Consider the following 23,697-nt stretch of genomic DNA (forward strand, 5'->3'; position numbering starts at 1 on the left):
GCGATGATCGGCAACAGCGCCGGGCGGGCATTCATAGGGTCGTTCACCTCGGCGGGCGGGCGCGGGATCACCGCCGCCGCCGTGGACCGGGACACCGGTGCGCTGACGGTGCTGGGGTCCACGGACGCCGTGCCCGACCCCTCGTTCCTCACGGCCGGCCCGGGCGGCACGGTCCTGTACGCGGTCGGCGAGAGCGCCCCGGGCGTCGCCGCCGCCTTCGCCCTCGACGGCGACGTGCCGGCGCTCCTGGGGCCCGTCCGCGCCGTCGACGGCGATGCGCCCACCCACCTCGCGCTCGCCGCGAACCACCTGGTCACGGCCAACTACACCTCCGGCGGTGTCACCGCCCTGCCGGTCCTCGCCGACGGCTCGCTCGGAGCGGCGGCCTCGGTGCTCCAGCACGAGGGCAACGGCCCGGACACCGGCCGCCAGGAAGCCCCGCACGCCCACCAGGTGCTCGGGGACCCCTCGGGGAACTGGGTGGTCAGCGTGGACCTCGGCACCGACTCGGTACGCGTCTGCGCCCTGGACCCCGCCACCGGCGTCCTGCGCCTGCACAGCGAGACCGCCGTGCGCCCCGGCACCGGTCCGCGCCATCTGGCCTTCCACCCCTCGGGCTCGTTCGCCTACGTCCTGGGCGAGCTGGAACCGACCCTCACCGTGTGCCGCTGGGACGCGGCCGCGGGCCGTCTCGACGTGCTCGGCGAGACACCGGTGCTGCCCGAGCACGAGGCGGCCGACGACGCGGCGCGCACCTACCCGTCCGAGGTGGTCGTCGCGCACGACGGGCGCTTCCTGTGGACCGCCAACCGGGGCCACGACAGCATCTCCGTGCTCACCCTCGACGAGAGCGGCGAGAAGGCGGCCCTGGTGGCCACCGTCGGCTGCGGCGGCCGTTGGCCGCGCGACCTCACCCTCGACCCGAGCGGCCAGTGGCTGTACGCGGCCAACGAGCACTCCGGGAGCGTCAGCTGGTTCGCCGTGGACGCCGAGACGGGCGTCCCGCGGCACGCGGGCTCCGTCGAGGTTCCCGCGGCTTCCTGCGTCGTCCTCGTCTGACAGCGGTCGCCCAGGGGCAGCACGTTCGGCAGCGGTCGCCCGGGACGGTCGTGTCTGACGGCGACCGCCTCGCACGGCGCACCCGACTGCGGCTGCCCCGGGCAGGTATCCGACACCGGCCCCCGGACAGCGCGGCGGGCCCGGACCGGAGATCTCCTCCCGTCCGGGCCCGCCGCGCTGTCCGGCTTCCCGAGCCGCCGCCCCACGGCGACGGCGTCCGGTCAGTGCGCCTGAGCTCCCTGCGGCGTCGCCGGCGTGATGCCCAGCGTCGTGGCGTACAGGGACAGCACGAGCTTGCCGATCGCCGGGTAGGCGCCCAGCGGCTCGGCCGTCGCGCAGCCCGCCTCCTTCGCGGCGGCGTCCAGCAGGCCGGGGTCGACCTCCGGACCCACCAGGTACGGCGCCAGGGCCAGCTGCGCGGAGCCGGAGCCCTGCAGCTGCTCCGCGATCGAGGCGACCGAGCCCTCCACGTCCAGCGCGGCGGCCATCACCGGCACGGCGAGCCGGGCGGCCAGCAGCATCCCGGTGATCCCGGCGGCCCGCACGGCCTCCTCGCCACCCACGGTGACCAGCACAATGCCGTCGGCGGCGGTGGCCACGGTGAACAGCCTGGCGCGGTCCGCGCGCGCCAGCCCGGCCTCCGACAGTCGTACGTGCAGGGCCTCGGCGAGCAGCGGGTGCGGGCCGAGCACATCGGTCAGCTCGGCCTGCGTACCGCTGTCCATCACGGCCTGCCGTATCCGCCGGATCAGCGCGCTGTCGGGACCCGCGAGCAGCGGGACCACGACGGCGGGCGGGCCCACGGGCTCGGCGACCTCGCGGCCGACGGCGACGGCCTGCTCGAAGCGCGCGACGCGCTCGGCGGCGGTGTGGGCGAGAACGGCGGCAAGGGTCGGGTACTCGGCGTCGTCGCCGTCGAGGTAGCCGATCCGGGCGTTGAGGCCGGGCAGCTCGGAACGGGCGATGCTGATCACCTCTTCGGCCAGACTGCGCGTGGCCGAGGAGGGGGTACCGGGAACGGCGAGAACGAGCGCGGCAGCGCCCTCGGGTGCGACCACGGGCTCCGGGCGGCGGTGCCGTCCGGACTGGCGAGGTCGCGGCATTCGTACAGGCAGGCCGGAAGCGGGCCCAGTGGGGGTGCTCATGGCGCCGCATGCTACTGGTTTTGCCTGCCCCTCTGTTCGGGGAGGGTCCGGTCGAGCGTTAACTATCCGCTTATGTCCGATGAGTGACGTACCGCCGGAGTGTCCCTGTCTGTCGGGTCGACTGTTCCGTCGGCCTTTGTTCGGCTCCCCTTCGTCCCGTCGACCGTCACCCCGTGCGGGGCTCGTCGCGCACCGTCGTTCCGCCGCGCTGTCCGCTCCCGTGCTCCCGGGGCACGAACAGCATGGTCGGATGGAGCGGCAGGCGCAGATCTCCGGCAGCCAGGGCTCGCGCGATCCGGAGTGCGCCGGTCAGCGGATCGCCCGCCGCCGAGGTCACCCCGGCCCCCGGCAACAGCCGCGCCAGCTCCTCGCGCAGGGGGGCGATCAAGGGCTCGCCCATCTTGAACAAGCCACCCGTCAGGGCCACTTCATCGCCCTCGCCGTCCTCGGCTTCCGTCCCGGCGGACCTCGGGCACACAGCCGCCGCGGCCTCGGCGATACGACCGGCGGCCTGCCGAAGAATGTCGGCGGCCACCGGGTCCGCTCCGGCGCACGCCGCCACCTCCGGGGCGAACGAGGCCAGCACGGCCGGCCGGTCGGAGCGCGGATAGAGCAGCCCGGGCAGCGCCTCGGCCGGTCCGAACACGGCCCGCACCCGGTCCAGCAGGGCGGGGGAGCCGCCGCGCCGCCCGTCGTGGGCCCGCATCGCCGCGTCCAGCCCGGCACGGCCGATCCACGCACCGCCGCCGCTGTCACCCAGAAGATGACCCCACCCGTCGGCCCTGTGCCACTCCGTCAGGTCCGTACCGAGGGCGATCATGCCCGTGCCGCCCGCGACGACCGCCCCCGGGCGCTGTCCCACCGCGCCCGCGTAGGCGGTCACCGCGTCGGCGGCCAGCGCCAGCCGGCGCACTCCCAGCGCGTCCGCGAGCGCGCCGGGCAGCTCCGACCGCAACCGATCGCCGAGCGTGGCCATGCCGGCGGCCCCGATCGCCAGCGCCGCGACCTCACCCGCCGGGGGGCCACCCATCGTGGAGGCGGACGCCCGGACCAGCAACTCCCGGGCGGCGGGCAGCAGCTGGTCCAGCAGATGCCCGGCGTCGATGCCGCCGGGCCCCGTCCGTACCGGCTCCGCGCAGAGCGTCGTCGAGAGGGGCCCCGGCAGCTCCACCCGGCCGAGCGCCACCCGCAGACCGGAGCCGCCGGAGTCCACCCCGAGGACGTACGCGCCGGGTCCGGCCGCGTCGGCCGGACCCGGGGGACGGGTCACGGGAGCCGCCAGTCCACAGGCTGCGCCCCCTGGCGCTCCAGCAGTTCGTTGACGCGGCTGAACGGCCGCGAGCCGAAGAAGCCCCGGTCGGCGGACATGGGGGAGGGGTGCGAGGACTCGATCGCGGGGAAGTCGCCCAACTTCGGGCGCAGGTTGCGGGCATCGCGCCCCCACAGGACCGACACCAGCGGCGTGCCCCGGGCGACCAGCGCCTTGATGGCCTGCTCGGTCACCTCTTCCCAGCCCTTCCCCCGGTGGGCGGCGGGCCGCCGCGGCGCGGTGGTCAGCGCCCTGTTGAGCAGCAGCACCCCCTGCCGCGTCCAGGGCGTGAGATCGCCGTTGGACGGCCTGGGCAGCCCCAGGTCCGCTTGCAGCTCCCGGAAGATGTTCTCCAGACTGCCCGGCAGCGGCCGGACGTCGGGCGCCACCGCGAAGCTTAGCCCGATCGCGTGCCCCGGGGTGGGATACGGATCCTGGCCGACGACCAGCACTCTCACCTCCTCGAACGGCTGCTGGAACGCCCGCAGTACATGAGCCCCAGAGGGCAGATACGTGCGTCCCGCGGCGATCTCCGCGCGGAGGAAGTCGCCCATAGCGGCGACGCGTTCGGCGACGGGTTCGAGGGCGTCCGCCCACCCCGGCTCGATGATCTCTTTCAACGGTCGTGCTGCCACGGCCCGCACTCTACTGCTGATACGACCACTCCGATCAACTGGCGTCAGCCGAGCCCGACCGCGCGCACGCACAGGACGTCCGGCAGATGCGACGCGAGCTGCCGCCAGCTGTCCCCGTCGTCCGCGCTGGCGTACAACTCACCGTTGCGGTTGCCGAAGTAGACCCCGGCGGGATCCGCGTCGTCCGTGCACAGCGCGTCCCGCAGCACCGTGCCGTAGTGCGCCCCGTCCGGCAGGCCCTCCGTGAGCGGCTCCCAGGTGCGCCCCGCGTCGGTCGTGCGGAACACCCGGCACCGGTGCTCCGCCGGGACCCGGTCGGCGTCGGCGTTGATCGGGAAGACGTACGCCGTGTCGCCGCGGTGCGGGTGCGCGACGGCGGCGAACCCGAAGTCCGAGGGGAGGCCCGCGCCGATGTCGCTCCAGTGGTCGCCGGAGTCGTCGCTGCGGAACACGCCCCAGTGGTTCTGCAGATAGAGCCGGTCCGGGTCGGCCGCGTCCCGGGCGACCTTGTGCACGCACTGGCCGAACTCCGGGTCCGGATCCGGGAGGAAGACCGCGGAGACGCCCTTGTTCGACGGAGCCCAGCTCGCACCGCCGTCCTTGGTCCGGAACACGCCGGCCGTCGACACGGCCACGGTCACGGCCTTGGCGTCCCGGGGGTCGGTCAGGACGGTGTGCAGCCCCTCGCCGCCGCCGCCCGGCTCCCACCGCGAGCGGGTCGGATGCTCCCAGAGCGGCCGGACCAGCTCGAACGACTCGCCCCGGTCCTCGGAACGGAACAGCGCGGCCGGCTCCGTGCCCGCGTAGACCACGTCCGGCGCCTCGGGTCCTGCCGGGTGCAGTTGCCATACGCGCTCCAGCGACGCCCCGGTGGACTTGGGGAACTTCACCGCGGGCTGCCGGGGCTCGGTCCAGGTCTCGCCCAGATCGTCGGAGTGGAAGACGGACGGCCCCCAGTGCGCGCTGTCCCCGCCGACCAGAATTCTCGGGGTGTCCCCCCGGGTGTCCACGGCGACCGAGTAGATCGCCTGCGCGTTGAAGTGCGGGCCCGTGATCTCCCACGTCCCGCCGTGCCTGCGGCCGATGAAGAGACCCTTGCGGGTGCCTGCGGTGAGCAATACGTCGGTCATGGTCCTGGACCTTCCGAAACGCCGTTGTGCCGGACAGTGCCAGTCTGCACCGGGCCACTGACAGCGGCCCCCGCACACGCCCGCCGCCCCGGTCGCGTCGGCGTGGCCTCCGCCCGGGGTGACCGTCGGCGTGGCCTCCGTCCGGGGCGACCGTCGGCGTGGCCTCCGTCCGGGGTGACTGTCCGGGTGGGGGCCGCGCCCTTGACCGGCGTCCCGCGGCGGCGGCCCTGGCGTTCAGCTGCGCAGAAAGCGCTTGCGGGCGACCGGCTCGGCGCACCGCGCGCGGTAGATTCGTCGCGCGGTGGCCTGGACGTCTGCCGGAGCTGAGAGCCGCTCCGCCAGTGCCCCGGCGGCACACACCACGCCCCGCCCCGCTCGCGCGTCCAACCGCAAGGTGCTGACATGCTGGCGGGGGGCCGGACGACGGCCCGGACACGGCCGGGGACAGGGACAGGGACACCGAGGAGACGACGATGCGCAGCGGGATCACGGACGCCGACGGCCACCCGGTGCCGGTCACGGTCACCACGGGTGAGCCCGCGCGGTTCGCGGTCGCCGCGGGGGAGCAGCCCGGCCCCCGCGTCTCCATCCGGCTCTCGCCCCCGGCCGGCGAGCTCGTCTGGTCCTGCACCTCCGGGGCGGCCCGGGAGCTGGCCGCCGTACTCCTCCGGGCGGCCGAGGAGGCCGAGAACGCGCCGGGGGAGCGTCCCGTCACGGTCGAGGCGGGCGAGCTGCGCCGCGGCGACGTGCGCGACGGCGACCGGTCCATGACCGTGGAGAGCGCCCGGACCGACGGCTCCACGGTCCACGTCACCTGGAAGTCCGGCGCCGGCCGCAGCTGGACCCAGGCGTACGCCGCCGATACCGCCATCACCCTCAAGCGGCGACTTCCCGAAGGACGTTGACGCTTCCCCGCCCCGCCAGGCCTCGCCGGATCCTCCCACCGGGCCTCCACCCGTGCCCCGGCCGGCCGCGACGGGTACGCAGCGTCGGTAGGGTGGCCCGTGATGTTCACCAAACAGGGCCCCACCGTGCGCGAACTGGCCGTTCAGGCGCTCTCCTCGACCGAGCGCGGATACGACCTCCTCGCCCCGAAGTTCGACCGGACGCCCTACCGCACCCCTGACCGCGTTCTCGACGCCGTCACCCGGGCGGTACGCGAGCTCGGCCCCTTCGACACCGGACTCGACGTCTGCTGCGGCACCGGCGCGGGGGTCGGCGTCCTCCGACAGCTGTGCCGGGAGCACGCTGTCGGCGTCGACTTCAGCGCGGGCATGCTCGCTGAGGCCCGCACCGCCTTCCCGCCCGGGGGAGAGGGACCGGCGGTGCACTGGGTGCGGGCCGACGCCCGCTCCCTGCCCTTCGCACCCGCCTTCGATCTCGCCCTGAGCTTCGGCGCGTTCGGCCACTTCCTGCCCGCCGAACGCTTCGGCCTCTTCGCCGAGGTGCACGGATCGCTCCGGCCGGGCGGGCGGTTCGTCTTCCCGATCGGCGCACCGCCCCCGGTGGGATCGCGCGCCTACTGGTCGCTGTTCGGCTTCGACGCGGCGATGCGGGTGCGCAACGCCCTGTGGCGCCCGCCGTTCGTCATGTACTACCGCACGTTCCCGCTCGGCGACGTGCTGGAGGACCTGACGCAGGCCGGATTCGCGGTGCGGCTGCTCCCGCTGACCGAGCTGGGCCCGCGCCCCGACGGCAGCCCCCGGGCCCGGCTGGTGGTGGCGACCCGGGAGGGATGACGCGGGCAGCGGATCAGCGGTCCCCGTCCCGGGCCGCTCCCAGCAGCCCCGGCCAGTCGGGGATCTTCACCGGGCCGCGCCCCAGCGACCGGCCCAGCTCCGCCTCCGCACGCTCGATCGACAGCCAGCCCGACCACTCCACCGGCCGCAGCCCCCACCCCCGCAGCACGGCCAGCGGATCGTCCACCGCCGCGCGGCTCCTCAACGCGGCCGCGTCCTCCAGGAGCGAGGCCACCGTCTCCTTGGCGCAGGAGCGGTTCGAACCGATCACCCCGGTCGGCCCCCGCTTGATCCATCCCGCCACGTACTCGCCCGGCGCCGGCGTCCCGTCCCGCAGCACCCGGCCCGCCGCGTGCGGCACTGTGCCGCGCACCGGATCGAAGGGCAGTCCCGGCAGCTCCACCCCCCGATAGCCGACCGCCCGCAGGACCAGTTGCGCCTCGACGTCCTCGTACGCGCCGGTGTCCCGGACCCCGCCCCCGCTGTCCGGAGCCGTCCGGGCGAACCGCACCCCGGCGACCCGTCCGTCGCGCTCCAGCAGCTCCGCCGGCCGCAGGAAGAACCGCAGCCGGATACGGCGTCCGGCGTCGGCCGCCGCCGGCTCCCCGGCCGCCGACCAGCCGCGCAGGACCTCCAGGTTGCGCCGCACCACGGCGGGCGGCGGCAGCGCTCCGGGCAGGCCGTCCGGAGCGGCGTACGCGGGGTCCAGCGCGAGCTCCGCCGGGTCGACGACGACCCGCGCCCCGGGCAGCGCCCCCAGCTCCCGCAGCTCCTTGGTGGTGAACCGGGCCTGGGAAGGGCCCCGGCGGCCCACGATGTGCACGTCGCGCACCTGGCTCTCCTCCAGCGCGCTGAGCGCCGCGCGGGGCACGTCGGTGGCCCGCAGCTCGTCGGCGCCGCGGGCCAGGATCCGGGCCACGTCGACCGCCACGTTGCCCACGCCGATCACGACGGCCGAGCGGGCGTCCAGGACGAACGGGTCGGTGCCGACGTCCGGATGGGCGCTGTACCAGGAGACGAAGCGGGTGGCGGAGTAACTGCCCGGCAGCCTCTCGCCCGGCACCGCGAGCGCCCGGTCGGCCGATGCCCCGACGCAGTAGACGACCGCGTGGTAGAGCTCCGCGAGCCGGGCGGGGGAGACCCCTTCCGCCCCGCCGACGCCGACGTTGCCCACGAAGGTGACCCGGTTGTCCTCCAGCACCGCCCGCAGACTGTTCTGCAGCGACTTGATCTTCTCGTGGTCGGGGGCCACCCCGTACCGCACGAGTCCGTACGGGGTGGGCAGCCGGTCCAGGACGTGCACGCGCACATCGGGCACGAGCGACTGCTGGAGCAGGGCCTGAGCGGTATAGACCCCGCTGGGACCGGAACCGACGACGGCGACGGAGAGCACGACGCACCTCTTCCCGGAGGTTCCCTCCAGGATGGCACCGCCCGGCCGATCCGCACCGCCCGGTGCACGGGGCGTTCGGCCGGATGGCTCAGTCCATCAGCCCGCGCATCCGGTCGATCTCCACGGTCTGCTGGGCGACCACGTCGCTCGCCATCTCCTCGACGATGACGTCGTTCCCTTCGGTGAGCGCCTCCGTGGCCATGGTGATCGCCCCCTGGTGGTGGGTGATCATCAGCTCCAGGAAGAGCTTGTCGAAGGCCTTTCCCTCGGCGGCGCGCAACCTGGCGAGCTGGGCATCGGTCGCCATGCCGGGCATCGTGGCGTGGTCGTGGCTCTCCTCGCGCCGGTCGCCGCTGTTCTTCTGCAGCCACCCCTCCATCGCGCCGATCTCCGGCTTCTGGCCTGCCGATATGCGATCCGCGAGCCGTTTGACGGTGTCGGCGGAGGCCCGTTCCGGGACCAGCCCGGTCATCACGATCGCCTGGCCGTGATGTTCGATCATCATCCGCGCGTAGCGGAAGTCGGCGGAGTTGGCGGTGTCCTGACCGGCCTCCTTGACGGCCTCCTCGGCGGAGAGCGTCCGGGCGGGCTCGCCCGGTCTGCCGGGCGCGACCACGCCCGGACCCGTGCCCTTGGCCTTGTCCGACGCCCCGTCACCGCTGCCCGCCTCACAGGCTCCCAGGACGAGCACGGCGGCAACGGCCGTCGCCGCGAGAGAGGTTGAGCGCAGAACTGCGGACCGGCGATGGATCAACACGGCGACCTCCTGTGCCACATGGTTTGTTGCGGACCGTCCTAACACGCTTCCACCGTGCGAAGATCAAAAACTTTTATTACGTCTGTGTTGCCATCTGTTGTTGTGTACATGAGAGGGACGATACTGCCGGGGATTCATGAACCGTTCGACCCCGAACGGAGACAAGGGAGGACGCAGTGACCTCGTTGCACACCACCCGCGTGCGGCGCAGACGTCTGGGCGCGGTGGCAGCCGCGGCCGGACTCCTCGCCACGCTGCTGACGGCCACCACAGCGGCCGCCACCCCCGACCCGGGCGATGCCCCGGCCGAGCGCGGTTCCGTCACCAAGAGCGAGCAGGCCGAGGCCAGGGCCGCGATTGCCGGTGGTGACATACCCGGCGTGGACGAGATCGTCCACAGCTCCAACATCAAGCACCTGACGAACGTACCGAAGGGCGCCCTCAAGGGCCTCAACACGGACCTCGCCTTCCAGGGGAAGTACGCGTACGTCGGCAACTACGACGGCTTCGTCATCTACGACATCAGCAAGCCGAAGAAGCCGAAGACCGTCGCGCAGGTGCTCTGCCCCGGTTCGCAGAACGACATCTCGGTCTCCGGGAACCTGCTGTTCCTGTCGACGGACTCCTCGCGCAGCGACGACTCCTGCTCCAGCACCTCCCAGCCCGCCACGGAGAAGTCCTCCTGGGAGGGCATGAAGATCTTCGACATCAGCGACAAGCGGCAGCCGAAGTACATCGCCGCCGTGGAGACCGCCTGCGGTTCCCACACGCACACGCTGGTGCCGGACGGCAAGAACGTGTACGTGTACGTCTCCTCGTACGCGCCCAACGAGACGTTCCCGGACTGCAAGCCGCCGCACGACGGGATCTCCATCATCAAGGTGCCGGTCAAGGCGCCCCAGAAGGCCCGGATCGTGAACTTCCCGGTGCTCTTCCCGGACGGCGGCAACCCCGGTGCGCCGGAGAACCCCGGTGTCTCCAAGACGACCGGCTGCCACGACATCACGGTGCTGCCCTCCAAGGACCTCGCCGCCGGCGCCTGCATGGGTGACGGCCTGCTGTTCTCCATCGAGGACCCGGAGCACCCGAAGATCATCCACCGTGTCCAGGACAACGTGAACTTCGCGTTCTGGCACTCGGCGACCTTCAACCAGGGTGCGAACAAGGTCGTCTTCACCGACGAGCTCGGTGGGGGCGGCGCGGCCACCTGCAACGCGGAGATCGGACCGAAGCGGGGCGCCAACGGCATCTACGACATCGTCGGCAAGGGCGACCAGCGCAAGCTGGTGTTCCGCAGCTACTTCAAGATCGACCGGCACCAGGCCGACGCCGAGGTCTGTGTCGCGCACAACGGCTCCCTCATCCCGGTGAAGGGCCGCGACCTGATGGTCCAGGCCTGGTACCAGGGCGGCATCTCCGTATGGGACTTCACCAACTCCTCCAAGCCCAAGGAGATCGCCTTCTTCGAGCGCGGCCCGGTCACGCTCGACCGGGTCACCACGGCCGGCCCCTGGTCGGCGTACTACTACAACGGTCACATCTACTCCAGTGACATCGCCAAGGGCTTCGACGTGCTGAAGCTGAAGGACCGGCGCACCGATCCGGCCGAGCGGGTCGAGCTGGACGAGCTCAACGCGCAGACGCAGCCGGACTACTTCGACCGCTGATCCGTCAGGGGTCCCGCGGTCCGGTTGTTCCCGCATCCGGGGCCGGTCTCTGCCAGGCGGTCGCCTGCCCGGCAGAGACCGGCCCCGGTGCGTGTGCCGCCGGAAATTCATTGACCGATGAGCCGGGTGGGGACATGCTGGATCCCTGCGACGGCGGACTCCGCAACTCCGGTCCCCGGCGCGGTCCGCGGCCGTGTCCCACGGGGCACGCCGAGGGTGCGCCCGGATCCGGCGACGCGGGGGATCGCCGGATCGGGCGCGATCTCCGCACAGGCCTACGGTGCCGCCGAACCGCGGTTACGGCGGTCAGGCGGCGGTGCGAACGCTTCCGCCGGTGGCGGCGGCCCACTCCACCAGCAGCCGCTGGTACTCCGCCTCGTCCTGCGGCGTCAGGCACCCGCCCGAACGCTGCCACAGGTCGCGGATCTCCGTGTTGACCTGGGCTGCGGAACGAGCGGACAGGGACGACGGCATGGGGGACATGTCCACCAGGCTACGGCCACGAGCCGCTTCCCCTACCCCCTCCGCGGCGGGATATGCCTCACACCCCGGCCCGATCTCCTCTGTTCGCCGCGGGCCTCATTCCGGCACGAGACCCAGCGAACGCAGGCCGTCAGGCCGCTCCGCCACCGGCAGGTGGTCCACGAACCGGACCCCACAGCCCAGAGCGGCCGCGCCACCGTCCGCGACCCGGTCGTCACCGACCATGACCACGTCCGCCGGCTCCCGGCCGATCAGCGAACAGGCGATGCGGAACAGCCCCGCGTCGGGCTTCTGGAGCCCGTGCTCGAAGGACAGGACATAGGCGTCGACCAGGGCGTCCAGCCCGTGCGCGCGGAAGACCGGGCGCGGGTCCCACCCGATGTTGCTGACCACGCACACCGCGATCCCCGCCCTCCGCAGCCCCGCCAGCACCTCCCCGGCGTCCGGATAGGGCCGCCAGGCCTCCGGCCGCATATGGCGGTCGTACAGCGCGTCGTACAGCCCCGGATCGGGCAGGGTGACACCCCGGGCCAGACCGGTGTACGCCTCGCGGTGCAGGGCGGCGCTCAGGTCCCGGCGGGACAACACCCCGGCCAGCCTCTCGGGGACCCGGACCGGGGGCGGGCCGCCCGGGAGGGCGCCGGCCTCCGTGAGCCCGCTCACGTACCGCTCGAAATCCTCCGGGGTGACGTCGACGCCCTGCTCGCGCAGCACGGCGGCGAGCCAGTCACGGACCGGCTCGATACGGAACAGGGTTCCGGAGAAGTCGAACAGCACGCCTCTGACCATCATGGGCGCGATCCTTCCCGGTCCGTCCCCGTGCCGACAAGGGCGCCCTCCCGCGCCGCCGCGTACCGGGCGTACGCCGCGGCGCTCAACGCCACCACGGCCACCCCCAGCAGCGCGCCGCCCACGACATCGGTCAGCCAGTGCACCCCTAGGTACACCCGGGTCGCCGCCACACCGACCGCCGAGACCACCGCCACGGCCAGCACCGCGGCCCGGACGCGGGGGCCGGCGCCGTACAGCCACAGCAGCCAGACGAACAGGCCGCAGGTCACGACGGCCGTCATGGCGTGCCCGGAGGGGAAGGCCGCGTAGTGGGCCGAGTCCACCGGATCGGGCCACTGCGGGCGCTCCCGGTCCACCGCCGCCTTCAGCCCCTGCTGGAGGAGGGTGGCGACCAGGCTCGTCGCGGCCAGCCAGAGGGCGAGCGGGCGCGCGCCCCGCCACCACAGGGCGACCACCGCCGCCGCGATCAGGGCGCGCATGGTCCAGGGATCCCACACCCAGTCCGTCAGCACCCGGCTCACCCGCACCAGACCGGCATCGGTCACCGCGTGCCGGTGCAGGGCGTCGGCGACCGTCCGGTCCAGGGACATCAGCGGCGACCAGCGCGCCGCGACCAGCACGAGCAGTACGAGAGCGGCCGCGCCGACGACGGCTCCGGTCCACAGGGCGGGCGCGGTGCGGAGGGAGGGATCCGGCGAGCGGAGGCGGGAGAGGGGGGAGGACATGGGGTGATCCTCGCGGAGGACACCGCCCGAAGGCCAACCCGGGGGGCGGCCGAGGGCGTGCGGGGCGTCACGGCCCCGGTTCCTGATCCGCACGAAAGCCCTAACCCAGCGCGCGGAGCCCCGGGACGAAGGCCACGAACACCGGAACGACCGGGACCAGCGCGGCGGCGGCTGTCAGCCGGAGCCTGCGGCCCGCCGTCAGCCGTTCGACCGGGGCCAGCAACCGGTTGACCCGGAGCGGCACTTGGGCCTGCGGGGTGGGGCAGGGGCCGAACACTCCGCGGTCCTCGTTGAGTCCGACGAGCGCGAGCGCGGTCGTCAGCCGGCCGAAGCGGCGTGACGCCACGTCGTCGGCGGCCAGTTCGACCAGCCGGTGCATCTCGTCGCGGAACGCGGCGAACACCGGGATCTGCGGGAAGCCGATCGCCAGCGCCGACGAGCAGTGCAGCAGCCAGTCGTGCCGGGCCTGGGCGTGCCCCTGCTCATGGGCGAGCACGGCATCGAGCTGACGGCCCTTCAGGCGTCCCAGAGCGGCGGTGGTGATGACGAGTTGCGGAGCCGTGCCGGGCAGCCACCAGGCGTCGGGGCGTTCGCCCTCCAGCACCACGAGGCGGTCGGCGCCCGGCTCCTCGCCCGGCATCAGCGGGGAACGCACCAGCAGTTCCGCCCGACGCTGTTCACGGCGACGCCGTGCCCGCCGGATCTCCCTCAGCAGCATCGCCCCGGACCACAGCCCGCCCATCGCCAGCAACACCGCGATGACCGCCGACCACGGCCCGTACGCCGCCAGGGCGTACGCCTCGACGACGGCGTGCGGGGCGGGGGCGAAGACATGGCCGCGCACCGCCTGCCAGGCGGCGGCCGCGCTCAGCGTCATGGACAGGGCGAACGACATCAGGACCGCGGCCACCACGCACTGCCAGACCCACAGGGCCACCACGGGTTCCCGCTCCGGCCACCGGGCGCGCGCCATCACGCGGGGAGTCACCAGGGCGGTCAATGCACCGAGCAGCAGCAGCGCGAGGGAGACCAGCATGGTCTCAGCTTAGGAGGGGCGGGTCGGCCGCGGGTACGGCCGCGACCGGCAAGTGACGTAGACCACGGTTTGCCGGGGGTTCTGTCCCACTTCCTGTCTCACAGGGTGAGCAGCATGGCGAACATGCCGATGCCCATCGTCAGCCTGCACGCCGTCGTGAGCTCGGACAGTCCGTCCGACGCGCCCCCGAATCCCCCAAGGGTCCCGGGGGCGGGGGCCGCCCCGCCGGCCGGGACCGCGACGGTCCCGGGCAGCAGACGGCCGGCCGAGCCCAGCACGTAGAACGCGTAGTAGACGAGCAGCGCGCCGGTCAGCAGGGGTAGGCCGCCGGCGCCGGCGCCCGCTCCGTGCCCGGCATGCCCGCCCCCGCCGCTTTCCGTGACCGCGGGGGCCATCGCCCCGGCCATGTAGACCATGGCCAGGGAGCCGACGAGATGGTGCAGATGGTGGCCGCCGCGCAGGGCGGGGCGCAGTGCTCGCAGCGCGGCCGCGCCGAACAGCACCGCGTACACCGCCCAGGCCCAGTCCGGGGGCGACACCACCGCCGCCGGAACGGCCATCGCCGCCATGCCGAAACCCATGAGCGCCTCCGAGCGTGCGGTGCGGCGCTCCCGCGGCGTCCCCGCGCGGGTACGCAGCAGGCAGTAGGCGCCGCTCACCGCGCACAACGCCATCAGCAGCCAGCCGGTCAGGGCCCCTCCGTGCACGGCGCGCCTCCCCCCGGTCGGACGTACGGCACTGTTGCGGGTCGTCCCATCGATGCCCGGGGGGCCGCCGCCGAATCCGGCGCACGGGGGTGTGAAGGGGGTGCGTCGGGGCCCGCCGGGGGCGCTTCGGGTCGCGTTACTCTCGACCGCACGTGCGACGGCGGAGACCGTGACCGTGCGTAGGGCAGCAGGGAACGCGTATGGCCGTACAGAAGGGTGTACGGCAGCAGGGAACGCGTACGGCAGCACAAGAAGTGTGTACGGCAGCAGAGAGACGGAGCACCCCACCATGGACACCGCCACGCCCCCCGACGCGGCCCGGCTGACCTTCCGCGACGCGACCGAGGACGACGTGCCGGCGCTGGTGACCCTCATCGAGTCCGCCTACCGAGGTGACTCCAGCCGCACCGGCTGGACCACCGAGGCCGACATCCTCCAGGGGCAGCGGACCGACGAGCAGGGTGTGCGCGAGGTCATCGACGCTCCCGCGGGCCGCCTTCTCGCGGTCGAGCGCGACGGCGGCCTCGTCGCCTGCTGCCAGCTCGAACACCGGGGCGACGCGGCCTACTTCGGCATGTTCGCGGTGCGGCCGGGACTTCAGGGCGGCGGACTCGGCAAGCTGATCATCGCGGAGGCGGAGCGCACCGCCAGGGAGAGTTGGGGCGTCGGCGAGATGCACATGACGGTGATCTCGGTGCGCGAGGACCTGATCGCCTGGTACGAGCGCCGGGGCTACCGCCGTACGGGCGTGCTCACCCCGTTCCCGTACGGCGACGAGCGCTTCGGGATTCCTCAGCGCGACGACCTGGCCTTTGAACTGCTCGTCAAGAACCTTGAGGTGAGTGACGCGGGGAAGGACGCCTGAGGACGCCCGGCTCAGGCGGTGAAGCGCCCGGCGCGGCGGATCTCGGGGAAGTCGGTCGTCGCGCCGTCCAGGCCCAGCGCCCGCGCCAGACGCAGGTGGTCCTGGGTGTTCACCACCCAGCCGATCACCTTCACCCCCTCGGAGTGGGCCCGTTCGACGACCTCCAGGGTGAGGCGGCGGATGTTCAGCGCGAGGGTCGCCGCGCCCGCCGCCTTCGCCCGGTCCACCACGTCCGAGCCCCAGCGGCTGGCGATCAGGACCGTGCGCACGCCCGGCACCAGCCGCGCGATCTCGGTGACGGCCTCGTCGTGGAACGAGGACACCTCCACCCGGCCGACGAGATCGCGCTCCCGGATCACGTCCGCCAGGGCGCGGGCCGCCGCCACGTCCTTGATCTCCGCCTGGAGCGGGGAGGAGACGGCCTTCAGCACCTCCTCGAAGACGGGGATCCGCTCGCCCTGGCCGGCATCGAGCTCGCGCAGCTCCGCCAGGGTCCTGGCCGCGATCGGACCGGTCCCGTCCGTGGTGCGGTCCACGTCCACGTCGTGCATCACGACGAGCGCGCCGTCCTTGCTGAGATGGAGATCCAGCTCGATGGCGTCCATTCCGGACGCCTCGGCGCGGACGAAGGAGCGCAGGGTGTTCTCGGGCTCGACGCCCATCACTCCGCGATGACCCAGGGTGAGAAATGACAAGGCGACCTCGTTTCCGTCGGCGGCGGTCCGTCGACTGCTCCTGCCCGCGCGGAGGTGCGGCAAGCGGAGGTACGGCAATGCGGCACTGGGGAGGGTAGCGGCCGGGGCCCGCGATGTCCCCCGCTGTGCGGGCCCGGTCGCCCGTGCCCGGGAGCGACTGATTGAACTGTGCGCCTACCCGGGATACGACAGGAAAAACGGCGGTGACCATGGGGGGTACGCAGGATAATTTCCAGGGCCCCACTTGTCGGGAGGAACCCCGCACGGTTACGGTGAATCCACGCGAGGTTGTCCCGTGGAGGAAGTGTTATGACGGAAATTCTTGTGCGCGATGCCACCGACGGCGCGATAGTTACGGCCCAGCGGGTGGTCGAACACCCGGCCTGGCCCGTGCTCAAGGATGCCGTCGAGGAGATCCGCCCCTGGCAGTCCAAGGACGGATCCATCGACTTCGAAGCCGAGGGCGCCCCGTCCCCGGCCGTCGTCGAGCGGGTCCTCGACCGGGTGACCGGAGCGGTCGAGGAGCTCTCCCCGCTCCTCCCGCACGACGCCGCCTACCACCGCGCGCTCGTCACCGACCTGCGCCGCTGGGCCGCCGACGGCTTCCGCGTCCCCGACTTCCTGGACTCGCTGCTGGCCTTCCAGCCCGCGAAGGACCGGACCGACGGTCTCCAGCACCTCGTCGTCTTCGCGATGTACACGCAGAACGGCAACCCCGACCGCAACCTCGAAGCGGTCGTCCTGAGGATGGTCTGGCCCGACTGGCTCGCCGACCTGGAGGCGAACCGCTACGACAACCCGCTCTTCTGCGGCATCGCCTTCGAGGACTTCACCGCCGGCTACGACACCCACTCCGCGGTGCTCTTTCCGGAGACCATCGCCGTGCGCGAGGCCCCCGAGCGCTTCAGCTGGGGCGGCATCTTCTGCGACCGCGAGGCCGCCCGCTTCCGCCGCGTCACCGAGGCCTCCGTCGACCTGCTCGGCCTGGAACTGCCCGACGACATCCGCGAGATGGTCGGCGACCAGCACCGCTGCGAGCAGGCGTTCGTCCTGTGGGACATGGTCCACGACCGCACCCACAGCCACGGCGACCTGCCGTTCGACCCGTTCATGATCAAGCAGCGCCAGCCGTTCTGGATGTACGGCCTGGAGGAGCTGCGCTGCGACCTCACCGCCTTCAAGGAGGCCGTGAAACTGGAGTCCGAGGGCAACGCCCACGGCCGTGACGTGCAGTACGCGGTGCTCTTCGACCGGCTGTTCCGCTTCCCGGTCTCCGGCGAGCGCGTCCGCAACTACGACGGCCTCGGCGGCCAGCTGCTCTTCGCGTACCTCCACAAGCACGACGTCGTCCGCTGGACCGACAACACCCTGAAGATCGACTGGGCCCGTGCCCCGGAGGTCACCAACCAGCTCTGCGGCGAGATCGAGCAGCTCTACCGCGACGGCATCGACCGCCCGAAGCTGGTCCACTGGTTCGCCGCGTACGACCTCGTGTCCACGTACCTCGCCCCGCACCCGGGGTCCCGCTGGGCCAAGGGTCCCGACGCCCTGGACCTCACACTTCCTCCTCGCAAGCTCGTCGACGACGTGCTTCCGGACGAGTTTCCCCTGAGCATGTTCTATGAGGCGCTCGCCAAGAAGCTGAAGCACGTGATTGCCTCTGCCAAGGGAATCACCGCGGCGAACGACGAGCGGGCAGCCGCGTGAACCATTCTCCCGAGGAGGCGGTGGCCATGAACGTGAACGGCACGGGCGAGGGGACCGGTGTGCTCGAAGGAGCCGTGGTCGCGGTCGCCGGAGCGGCCGGCCCCGCCGGCCGGGCGACCCTGCTGCGGCTGGCCGAGGCGGGCGCGACGGTCGTCGGGTGCGACGCCCACCCCGAACGGCTCGCCGAGGCGGTGGACGCCGCCCGGTACGCCCATGGGGGCGCGACCGTCACCGGCGAGACCGTCGATCTGCTCGACCTCGACGCCACCCGGGACTGGGCCAAGCGCACCGAGGCGGAGTTCGGCCGCATCGACGGCCTGGTCCATCTCGTCGGCGGCTGGCGCGGCAGCCCGTCGTTCCAGGAGACCGTGCTCTCCGACTGGGACGCCCTGGAGAAGCTGCTCATCCGCACCGTCCAGTCGACCTCGCTGGCCTTCCAGGAGGCCCTTGAGCGCAGCGACCGGGGCCGCTATCTCCTGATCAGCGCCGCGGGAGCCAGCAAGCCCACCGCGGGCAACGCCGCCTACTCCTCCGCCAAGGCCGCCGCCGAGGCGTGGACCCTCGCGCTCGGCGACGCCTTCCGCAAGGCGGGGGGCGAGGACGGGCCCGCGGCCGCTGCTGCGATCCTGGTGGTCAAGGCACTGGTGAACGACGCCATGCGCGCCGAGCGCCCGAATGCGAAGTTCGCGGGCTTCACCGACGTCACGGAGCTGGCCGAGGCCATCGCCGGCGTCTGGGACAAGCCCGCCCCCGAAGTGAACGGAAAGCGCCTGTGGCTGACCCCGCAAACGTGAGGACCGACGCGCGACGTCACCACGACCCGCGGGTACGCGGCTTCGCCAGTGACAACTACGCCGGCGCGCACCCGGAAGTCCTCGCGGCCCTCGCCCTCGCCAACGGCGGCCACCAGGTCGCCTACGGCGAGGACGACTACACCGGCCACCTCCAGCGCGTGATGCACAGCCACTTCGGCGCCACCGCCGAGGCCTTCCCGGTCTTCAACGGCACGGGCGCCAACGTGGTCGCCCTCCAGGCTCTCACCGACCGCTGGGGCGCCGTCATCTGCGCCGAGTCCGCGCACATCAACGTGGACGAGGGCGGCGCGCCCGAGCGGATGGGCGGGTTGAAGCTCCTCGGCGTGCCCACGCCGGACGGCAAGCTCACGCCGGAGCTCATCGACCGGCAGGCGTACGGCTGGGACGACGAGCACCGGGCCATGCCGCAGGTCGTCTCGATCACCCAGAACACCGAACTGGGCACCGTCTACACCCCGGACGAGATCCGTGCCATCTGTGACCACGCCCACGAGCGCGGCATGAAGGTGCACCTCGACGGGGCCCGGATAGCCAACGCCGCCGCCTCGCTGGACGTGCCGATGCGGACGTTCACCAACACGGTCGGCGTCGATGTGCTGTCCTTCGGCGGCACGAAGAACGGCGCGCTCTTCGGTGAGGCCGTCGTCGTGCTGAACCCGGACGCGGTCCGGGCGATGAAGCACCTGCGCAAGCTCTCCATGCAGCTCGCCTCCAAGATGCGCTTCGTCTCCGTCCAGCTGGAGGCGCTGCTCGCCAGGGACCTGTGGCTGCGCAACGCCCGGCACGCCAACGCCATGGCCCAGCGGCTCGCCGAGGGCGTCCGGGCGATCGACGGGGTTCAGATCCTCTACCCGGTCCAGGCCAACGCCGTGTTCGCCCGGCTGCCGCACGCGGTCAGCGAGCGGCTCCAGCAGCGCTTCCGCTTCTACTTCTGGGACGAGGCGGCCGGGGACGTCCGCTGGATGTGCGCGTTCGACACCGGAGAGGACGACGTCGACGCCTTCGTCCAGGCACTCAAGGAAGAGATGGCGCGCTAAGCGCGTCGCCCTGCATGAATATGCGGTCGACCGGAAATTGATGGACTTCCGGTCGACCGCTTCGTACGCTCTCCACTCATGGAGCTGACACAGCAGTCCCCGGACATTGACGCGTATCTGGCCGCCGACGAGGTCATCGACCACGACCATCCTCGGGTCGGCGAGACGGCGACCCGCCTCGCGCTCGACGCCGACACCGCATACACATACGCGCGGGCCGCCTTCGAGTTCGTCCGCGACACCATTCCGCACTCCGCCGACTCGGGGGACCCGCGCGTCACGTGGCGCGCCTCCGACGTGCTCGCCGCCCGTACCGGCATCTGCTACGCCAAGTCGATCGCGCTCACGGCGCTGCTGCGGGCCGGCGGCATTCCGGCCGGCCTCTGCTACCAACGCCTGGTCGGCAAGGATGGTGCGACCCCGGTGCTTCACGGCCTGGTCGCGTTGCGGCTCCCCGGGGCCGTGGAGTGGGCGCGGGTGGACCCGCGGGGCAACAAGCCGGGCATCGACGCGCAGTTCTCGCTGGAGGAGGAGCGGCTGGCCTGGGTGACTCTCGAAGAGTTCAACGAATTCGACTATCCAGTAGTCTATGTTGCACCACCCGCGGTGATCCTCCATGCGCTGAAGAGCGCCCGGGACCGCTCGGAGCTGCTGCGGAACCTCCCCGCGGCCCTCTGAACGCGGTCCCGCGCCCGGACCACCGCACCCATGCCACCGAACCGAGTAAGGCAGCAAGCAGACGATGACCCTCACGTTCACCGTGTCCGACGAGGTGCGCGCCGTCGCACCGGGCTTCACTCCCCTCGTCGTCGAGGCGCACGGCCTGGTCAACGGCCCCAGTGACGCCCGTAGCGCCGCCCTGCTGGACGACGCCGCCCGCAGGCTCGCCGAGCGCCTGGAGGGCCGCGCCCCGCACGAGGACCCACGCATCGCCGCCTGGCGCGAGGTCTACTCGGCGTTCGGGGCCAAGCCCTCCCGCACCCGCAACTCGGCCGAGGCGCTCGCCCGGCGCGCCCTCGCCGACGGCGGCCTGCCCCGCATCAACCGGCTGGTCGACGCCTACAACGCGATCAGCGTCGCTCACCTCGTCCCGGTCGGCGGCGAGGACACCGACCACATCAAGGGCGGGATGCGGCTGATCCGCGCGACGGGCGACGAGCCCTTCCTCACCGTCGCCGGCGGCGAGGAGACGGTGGAACACCCCGAGCCCGGCGAAGTCGTCTGGTGCGACGACGAGGGTGTCACCTGCCGCCGCTGGAACTGGCGTCAGGGCGTGCGCACCCGGCTCACCGAGGAGTCGGTCAACGCCGTCTTCCTGCTGGAGGGCCTCGCGCCCATGGCGAACGGCGCACTCGACGCCGCGGGCGCCGAACTCGCCGCGACCCTGGAGCGGCTGAGCCCCGGGGCGCGGATCACCGTCCACGGGCCGCGGTGAAGCGACGCCGCCGTGGTTGTCGTGGGGGTGGCTGTCAGCCGAGCTCGCGTACCTCGGCGGGCGTCGGGGCCGTACCGCCGAGATGGGCCGGCACCCACCACGTGTCGCTCGCGTCCTTCGGGCGCACCGGGTAGGCCCGCTGCGCCGCCTCCAGCAACTCCTGAACCCGCTCCCGCAGCCGCCGGGTGATGGCGCCGGCGTACTGGTCGGAGGGTGCCTCCATGGGCTCGCCGACGCGGATGGTGATCGGGATGTGGCTGCGCTGGAAATTGCGCGGGCGCCCCTTCGTCCAGATCCGCTGCGTGCCCCAGAGCGCCATCGGGATCAGCGGGACCCCGGCCTCCTGGGCGAGGCGCGCGGCACCCGACTTGAAGCTCTTCAGGGTGAAGGACTGCGAGATGGTGGCCTCGGGGAACACTCCGATGATCTCACCGGAACGCAGCGACCGTAGGGCGTGGGCGTACGCGTCCTCGCCCTGGTCGCGGTCGACCGGGATGTGCTTCATTCCCCGCATCAGCGGACCGGAGATCTTGTGCCGGAAGACCGATTCCTTCGCCATGAACCGCACCAGCCGCTTCTGCGGCAGGGCCCCCAGCCCGGTGAAGATGAAGTCGAGATAACTGATGTGGTTGCTGACCAGCACCGCGCCACCGGTCTTCGGGATGTGCTCCGAACCCTGAGTGTCGATCTTCAGGTCGAGCGCCTTGAACAGGGTGCGAGCGGCGCCGATGACCGGTCGATAGACGAGTTCTGCCATCTGGATGAAGACCCTTCTTCAGCGCCTGGGGAGGGTTCTCCCGGCGGAAGTTACGCAGCCGTAGGTTTTCGGCATTGTGGCGATGGTGCCCCATGCGCGAGTCCCTGGCCAGTCCCGACGGACACGGGGCGCGAGATTCTCGTCACGTGCGCGTACCCCCGGAGCTGCGGGGAATGCATGGGCGGTGGCCGGTGCTGACCTCTTACGAAGAACTCTGATCAGGAGGCACCAGGTGGATCGCCGGACCCACGGACAGCGACTCGACGCATCCCGACTCGGTGCGGAACTCGGAGAACGCGCGACGCTCGTCCAGTTCTCCAGCGCCTTCTGCCAGCCGTGCCGGGCGACCCGCCGCACCCTCGGCGAGGTGGCCGGGATGATCGACGGGGTCGCCCATATCGAGATCGACGCCGAGGCCAGTCTCGCGCTGGTACGGCAGCTGGACATCACGAAGACGCCGACCGTCCTCGTGCTCGACGCCGAGGGCCGGGTGGTCCGCCGGGCATCCGGCCAGCCCCGCACCGTCGACGTCGTCGCGGCGCTGGGACACGCCATATGACGGACCGTGACGCTTCTCCCACATTCCGGACCGCCCTTGACTGCGCCCGCTCCGCATCGTCAGTCTGACGTTATGCCGCCAGAACTCCTTCTTTACGGCCGGGTCCATGTGGACCTCGCACGCCATGCGAGTGCGCGTTGTCCGGGTGTCTGAGCCCCCACGGACCCGTACGCCACTTCCGCAGAAGGACACGTCCATGACGGCAACGCCCGATCTCGCCCCTGCCCCGACGGCCGCCACCCCCGAACTCTTCCGCTCGGTCTTCCGCCGCCACGCCGCCGGCGTGGCCGTGATCACCGCCGCGGGGGAGCGCCCGGTCGGTTTCACCGCCACCTCGCTGACCTCCGTCGCCGCCGAACCCCCGCTGATCTCCTTCGGGATCGGTACGTCCTCCTCCAGCTGGCCGGTGCTGTCCGAGGCCGCTCATGTCGGCGTTCACATACTCGGCGAGGACCAGCGGGAACTGGCCGCGACGTTCGCCCGCAGCGGAGCCGACCGCTTCGGCCCGTCGACCGAGTGGAGCAGTGGGCCCGAAGGCGTTCCGCTGCTCGCCGGCGTGTCCGCCTGGCTCGTCTGCCGCGTCGTGACCCGTGTCCCGGCCGGGGACCACCGCATCGTCATCGCCGAGGCGGTGGCGGGCGCGCCCTCCGGCGTCGATCGCCCGCTGGTCTACCACCAGGGACGGTTCACGGCTCTGCGAGACTGAGGACGCGCACGCACAGGCCCGCCGCGTTGGCAAGGTCACAGTGCGCGGCGCTTGCCCGGGGGCAGGAGACTGGGTGTACTGGCGAGTAATATCAGGCTCGGAGCCTCGGTCGTCCTGACCGGATCCGGCCCGACAAGGCGCCTATGCTGCGTGCAACAAGGCAGCCCGGAAATGACGATGCAGTAGGAGAGCCGGCGTGAGCTTGAGGATCGTTGTCTGTGTGAAGTACGTGCCCGACGCGACCGGTGACCGGCGTTTCGCCGATGACCTGACGCTGGATCGTGAGGATGTCGACGGTCTGTTGTCGGAGCTGGACGAGTACGCGGTCGAGCAGGCGTTGCAGATCGCTGACGGGGCGGACGATGCGGAGATCACCGTGGTGACGGTGGGTCCGGAGGATGCCAAGGACGCGTTGCGCAAGGCGTTGTCGATGGGTGCGGACAAGGCGGTTCACGTCGAGGACGACGATCTGCACGGCAGTGATGTGATGGGTACGTCGCTGGTGCTGGCGAAGGCTGTGGAGAAGGCCGGGTATGACCTGGTG

At 72.2% G+C, this 23,697-nt stretch carries 26 protein-coding genes; 13 read left to right on the top strand and 13 right to left on the bottom strand.

The window, feature by feature from the left end; genetic code table 11:
* Positions 1–3: 3 nt before the first annotated feature.
* On the top strand, positions 4–1,059 hold the full coding sequence (locus D581_RS0115090; protein WP_018958052.1) for a lactonase family protein: 1,056 nt from the start codon (positions 4–6) through the stop codon (positions 1,057–1,059).
* A 221-nt stretch (positions 1,060–1,280) separates the two neighbouring features.
* Here D581_RS0115090 and D581_RS0115095 read toward each other — a convergent pair whose 3' ends face one another.
* From D581_RS0115095 to D581_RS0115110, 4 genes are all read right to left on the bottom strand, one after another.
* Positions 1,281–2,204, bottom strand: coding sequence for a sirohydrochlorin chelatase (locus D581_RS0115095; protein ID WP_026290530.1), 924 nt, complete (start codon positions 2,202–2,204; stop codon positions 1,281–1,283).
* Positions 2,205–2,370: 166 nt separating this feature from the next.
* Entirely contained in the window at positions 2,371–3,474 is a 1,104-nt protein-coding gene (locus tag D581_RS0115100) for a BadF/BadG/BcrA/BcrD ATPase family protein (RefSeq protein WP_018958054.1), read from the bottom strand.
* Positions 3,471–4,148 carry a uracil-DNA glycosylase gene (locus tag D581_RS0115105; protein WP_026290531.1) on the bottom strand — a complete coding sequence of 226 codons (678 nt, stop codon included), beginning with the start codon at positions 4,146–4,148 and terminating at the stop codon, positions 3,471–3,473. The genes D581_RS0115100 and D581_RS0115105 overlap by 4 nt, the downstream gene beginning before the upstream one ends.
* 44 nt (positions 4,149–4,192) lie before the next feature.
* Positions 4,193–5,278, bottom strand: a complete 1,086-nt coding sequence (locus D581_RS0115110) for a WD40/YVTN/BNR-like repeat-containing protein (protein ID WP_018958056.1) — start codon at positions 5,276–5,278, stop codon at positions 4,193–4,195.
* Positions 5,279–5,751: 473 nt separating this feature from the next.
* Here D581_RS0115110 and D581_RS0115115 point away from each other — a divergent pair, with 473 nt between their 5' ends.
* Both D581_RS0115115 and D581_RS0115120 read left to right on the top strand, forming a co-directional pair.
* A complete protein-coding gene (locus D581_RS0115115) occupies positions 5,752–6,183 on the top strand; it encodes a hypothetical protein (RefSeq protein ID WP_018958057.1) in 432 nt (143 codons plus the stop codon).
* Positions 6,184–6,285: 102 nt separating this feature from the next.
* On the top strand, positions 6,286–7,017 hold the full coding sequence (locus tag D581_RS0115120; protein WP_018958058.1) for a class I SAM-dependent methyltransferase: 732 nt from the start codon (positions 6,286–6,288) through the stop codon (positions 7,015–7,017).
* A gap of 13 nt (positions 7,018–7,030) precedes the next feature.
* Here D581_RS0115120 and D581_RS0115125 read toward each other — a convergent pair whose 3' ends face one another.
* Entirely contained in the window at positions 7,031–8,410 is a 1,380-nt protein-coding gene (locus tag D581_RS0115125) for an FAD-dependent oxidoreductase (protein ID WP_018958059.1), read from the bottom strand.
* Between the two features lie 88 nt (positions 8,411–8,498).
* Complete coding sequence (locus D581_RS0115130; protein WP_018958060.1) at positions 8,499–9,185, bottom strand: DUF305 domain-containing protein; 687 nt, start codon at positions 9,183–9,185, stop codon at positions 8,499–8,501.
* Positions 9,186–9,343: 158 nt separating this feature from the next.
* On the opposite strand from D581_RS0115130, the gene D581_RS0115135 reads away from it, so the two are divergent.
* A complete protein-coding gene (locus tag D581_RS0115135; RefSeq protein WP_018958061.1) occupies positions 9,344–10,834 on the top strand; it encodes an LVIVD repeat-containing protein in 1,491 nt (496 codons plus the stop codon).
* Between the two features lie 306 nt (positions 10,835–11,140).
* On the opposite strand, the gene D581_RS1000000141640 is transcribed toward D581_RS0115135, so the two are convergent.
* From D581_RS1000000141640 to D581_RS0115160, 5 genes are all read right to left on the bottom strand, one after another.
* Positions 11,141–11,317, bottom strand: coding sequence for a hypothetical protein (locus D581_RS1000000141640; protein ID WP_199787798.1), 177 nt, complete (start codon positions 11,315–11,317; stop codon positions 11,141–11,143).
* 96 nt (positions 11,318–11,413) lie between these two features.
* A complete protein-coding gene (locus D581_RS0115145) occupies positions 11,414–12,109 on the bottom strand; it encodes an HAD family hydrolase (protein WP_018958063.1) in 696 nt (231 codons plus the stop codon).
* Entirely contained in the window at positions 12,106–12,834 is a 729-nt protein-coding gene (locus D581_RS0115150) for a phosphatase PAP2 family protein (protein ID WP_018958064.1), read from the bottom strand. Before D581_RS0115150 ends, D581_RS0115145 begins: the two co-directional genes overlap by 4 nt.
* Positions 12,835–12,934: 100 nt before the next feature.
* The gene (locus D581_RS0115155; RefSeq protein WP_018958065.1) at positions 12,935–13,870 is read right to left on the bottom strand and encodes a M56 family metallopeptidase; all 936 of its coding nucleotides are present in this window, start codon (positions 13,868–13,870) and stop codon (positions 12,935–12,937) included.
* Positions 13,871–13,968: 98 nt separating this feature from the next.
* A complete protein-coding gene (locus D581_RS0115160) occupies positions 13,969–14,577 on the bottom strand; it encodes a DUF5134 domain-containing protein (RefSeq protein ID WP_018958066.1) in 609 nt (202 codons plus the stop codon).
* Positions 14,578–14,866: 289 nt separating this feature from the next.
* Between D581_RS0115160 and D581_RS0115165 the strand changes: the two genes are divergently transcribed.
* Positions 14,867–15,442 carry a GNAT family N-acetyltransferase gene (locus D581_RS0115165; RefSeq protein ID WP_018958067.1) on the top strand — a complete coding sequence of 192 codons (576 nt, stop codon included), beginning with the start codon at positions 14,867–14,869 and terminating at the stop codon, positions 15,440–15,442.
* A gap of 11 nt (positions 15,443–15,453) precedes the next feature.
* On the opposite strand, the gene D581_RS0115170 is transcribed toward D581_RS0115165, so the two are convergent.
* Positions 15,454–16,104 (bottom strand): glycerophosphodiester phosphodiesterase family protein, encoded by a 651-nt coding sequence (locus D581_RS0115170; RefSeq protein WP_018958068.1) that lies wholly within the window; start codon positions 16,102–16,104, stop codon positions 15,454–15,456.
* Positions 16,105–16,446: 342 nt separating this feature from the next.
* Between D581_RS0115170 and D581_RS0115175 the strand changes: the two genes are divergently transcribed.
* From D581_RS0115175 to D581_RS0115195, 5 genes are all read left to right on the top strand, one after another.
* The gene (locus D581_RS0115175; RefSeq protein ID WP_026290533.1) at positions 16,447–17,844 is read left to right on the top strand and encodes a DUF6421 family protein; all 1,398 of its coding nucleotides are present in this window, start codon (positions 16,447–16,449) and stop codon (positions 17,842–17,844) included.
* A 26-nt stretch (positions 17,845–17,870) separates the two neighbouring features.
* Positions 17,871–18,638 (top strand): SDR family NAD(P)-dependent oxidoreductase, encoded by a 768-nt coding sequence (locus D581_RS0115180; protein WP_018958070.1) that lies wholly within the window; start codon positions 17,871–17,873, stop codon positions 18,636–18,638.
* Positions 18,635–19,696, top strand: coding sequence for a threonine aldolase family protein (locus D581_RS0115185; protein ID WP_018958071.1), 1,062 nt, complete (start codon positions 18,635–18,637; stop codon positions 19,694–19,696). The genes D581_RS0115180 and D581_RS0115185 overlap by 4 nt, the downstream gene beginning before the upstream one ends.
* 78 nt (positions 19,697–19,774) lie before the next feature.
* A complete protein-coding gene (locus tag D581_RS0115190) occupies positions 19,775–20,374 on the top strand; it encodes a transglutaminase-like domain-containing protein (RefSeq protein ID WP_018958072.1) in 600 nt (199 codons plus the stop codon).
* Between the two features lie 64 nt (positions 20,375–20,438).
* Entirely contained in the window at positions 20,439–21,131 is a 693-nt protein-coding gene (locus D581_RS0115195; RefSeq protein WP_018958073.1) for a phenylalanine--tRNA ligase beta subunit-related protein, read from the top strand.
* Positions 21,132–21,165: 34 nt separating this feature from the next.
* Here D581_RS0115195 and D581_RS0115200 read toward each other — a convergent pair whose 3' ends face one another.
* On the bottom strand, positions 21,166–21,888 hold the full coding sequence (locus tag D581_RS0115200) for a lysophospholipid acyltransferase family protein (protein ID WP_018958074.1): 723 nt from the start codon (positions 21,886–21,888) through the stop codon (positions 21,166–21,168).
* A gap of 232 nt (positions 21,889–22,120) precedes the next feature.
* Here D581_RS0115200 and D581_RS0115205 point away from each other — a divergent pair, with 232 nt between their 5' ends.
* From D581_RS0115205 to D581_RS0115215, 3 genes are all read left to right on the top strand, one after another.
* Positions 22,121–22,447 carry a TlpA family protein disulfide reductase gene (locus D581_RS0115205; protein ID WP_018958075.1) on the top strand — a complete coding sequence of 109 codons (327 nt, stop codon included), beginning with the start codon at positions 22,121–22,123 and terminating at the stop codon, positions 22,445–22,447.
* 196 nt (positions 22,448–22,643) lie between these two features.
* Positions 22,644–23,153 (top strand): flavin reductase family protein, encoded by a 510-nt coding sequence (locus D581_RS0115210; RefSeq protein ID WP_018958076.1) that lies wholly within the window; start codon positions 22,644–22,646, stop codon positions 23,151–23,153.
* 196 nt (positions 23,154–23,349) lie between these two features.
* Positions 23,350–23,697: hypothetical protein (locus D581_RS0115215; protein WP_018958077.1), on the top strand; the 348-nt coding region annotated here is incomplete at its 3' end.

It is taken from the genome of Streptomyces sp. CNB091 (assembly GCF_000377965.1).

Excerpts from the sequence above, each read along its gene's own strand:
- D581_RS0115090 (WP_018958052.1), top strand. The coding sequence starts at position 4 with ATGATCGGCAACAGCGCCGGGCGGGCATTCATAGGGTCGTTCACCTCG.
- D581_RS0115095 (WP_026290530.1), bottom strand. The coding sequence starts at position 2,204 with ATGAGCACCCCCACTGGGCCCGCTTCCGGCCTGCCTGTACGAATGCCG.
- D581_RS0115110 (WP_018958056.1), bottom strand. The coding sequence starts at position 5,278 with ATGACCGACGTATTGCTCACCGCAGGCACCCGCAAGGGTCTCTTCATC.
- D581_RS0115115 (WP_018958057.1), top strand. The coding sequence starts at position 5,752 with ATGCGCAGCGGGATCACGGACGCCGACGGCCACCCGGTGCCGGTCACG.
- D581_RS0115120 (WP_018958058.1), top strand. The coding sequence starts at position 6,286 with ATGTTCACCAAACAGGGCCCCACCGTGCGCGAACTGGCCGTTCAGGCG.
- D581_RS1000000141640 (WP_199787798.1), bottom strand. The coding sequence starts at position 11,317 with ATGTCCCCCATGCCGTCGTCCCTGTCCGCTCGTTCCGCAGCCCAGGTC.
- D581_RS0115145 (WP_018958063.1), bottom strand. The coding sequence starts at position 12,109 with ATGATGGTCAGAGGCGTGCTGTTCGACTTCTCCGGAACCCTGTTCCGT.
- D581_RS0115150 (WP_018958064.1), bottom strand. The coding sequence starts at position 12,834 with ATGTCCTCCCCCCTCTCCCGCCTCCGCTCGCCGGATCCCTCCCTCCGC.
- D581_RS0115155 (WP_018958065.1), bottom strand. The coding sequence starts at position 13,870 with ATGCTGGTCTCCCTCGCGCTGCTGCTGCTCGGTGCATTGACCGCCCTG.
- D581_RS0115165 (WP_018958067.1), top strand. The coding sequence starts at position 14,867 with ATGGACACCGCCACGCCCCCCGACGCGGCCCGGCTGACCTTCCGCGAC.
- D581_RS0115170 (WP_018958068.1), bottom strand. The coding sequence starts at position 16,104 with ATGGGCGTCGAGCCCGAGAACACCCTGCGCTCCTTCGTCCGCGCCGAG.
- D581_RS0115175 (WP_026290533.1), top strand. The coding sequence starts at position 16,447 with ATGACGGAAATTCTTGTGCGCGATGCCACCGACGGCGCGATAGTTACG.
- D581_RS0115180 (WP_018958070.1), top strand. The coding sequence starts at position 17,871 with ATGAACGTGAACGGCACGGGCGAGGGGACCGGTGTGCTCGAAGGAGCC.
- D581_RS0115190 (WP_018958072.1), top strand. The coding sequence starts at position 19,775 with ATGGAGCTGACACAGCAGTCCCCGGACATTGACGCGTATCTGGCCGCC.
- D581_RS0115195 (WP_018958073.1), top strand. The coding sequence starts at position 20,439 with ATGACCCTCACGTTCACCGTGTCCGACGAGGTGCGCGCCGTCGCACCG.
- D581_RS0115200 (WP_018958074.1), bottom strand. The coding sequence starts at position 21,888 with ATGGCAGAACTCGTCTATCGACCGGTCATCGGCGCCGCTCGCACCCTG.
- D581_RS0115210 (WP_018958076.1), top strand. The coding sequence starts at position 22,644 with ATGACGGCAACGCCCGATCTCGCCCCTGCCCCGACGGCCGCCACCCCC.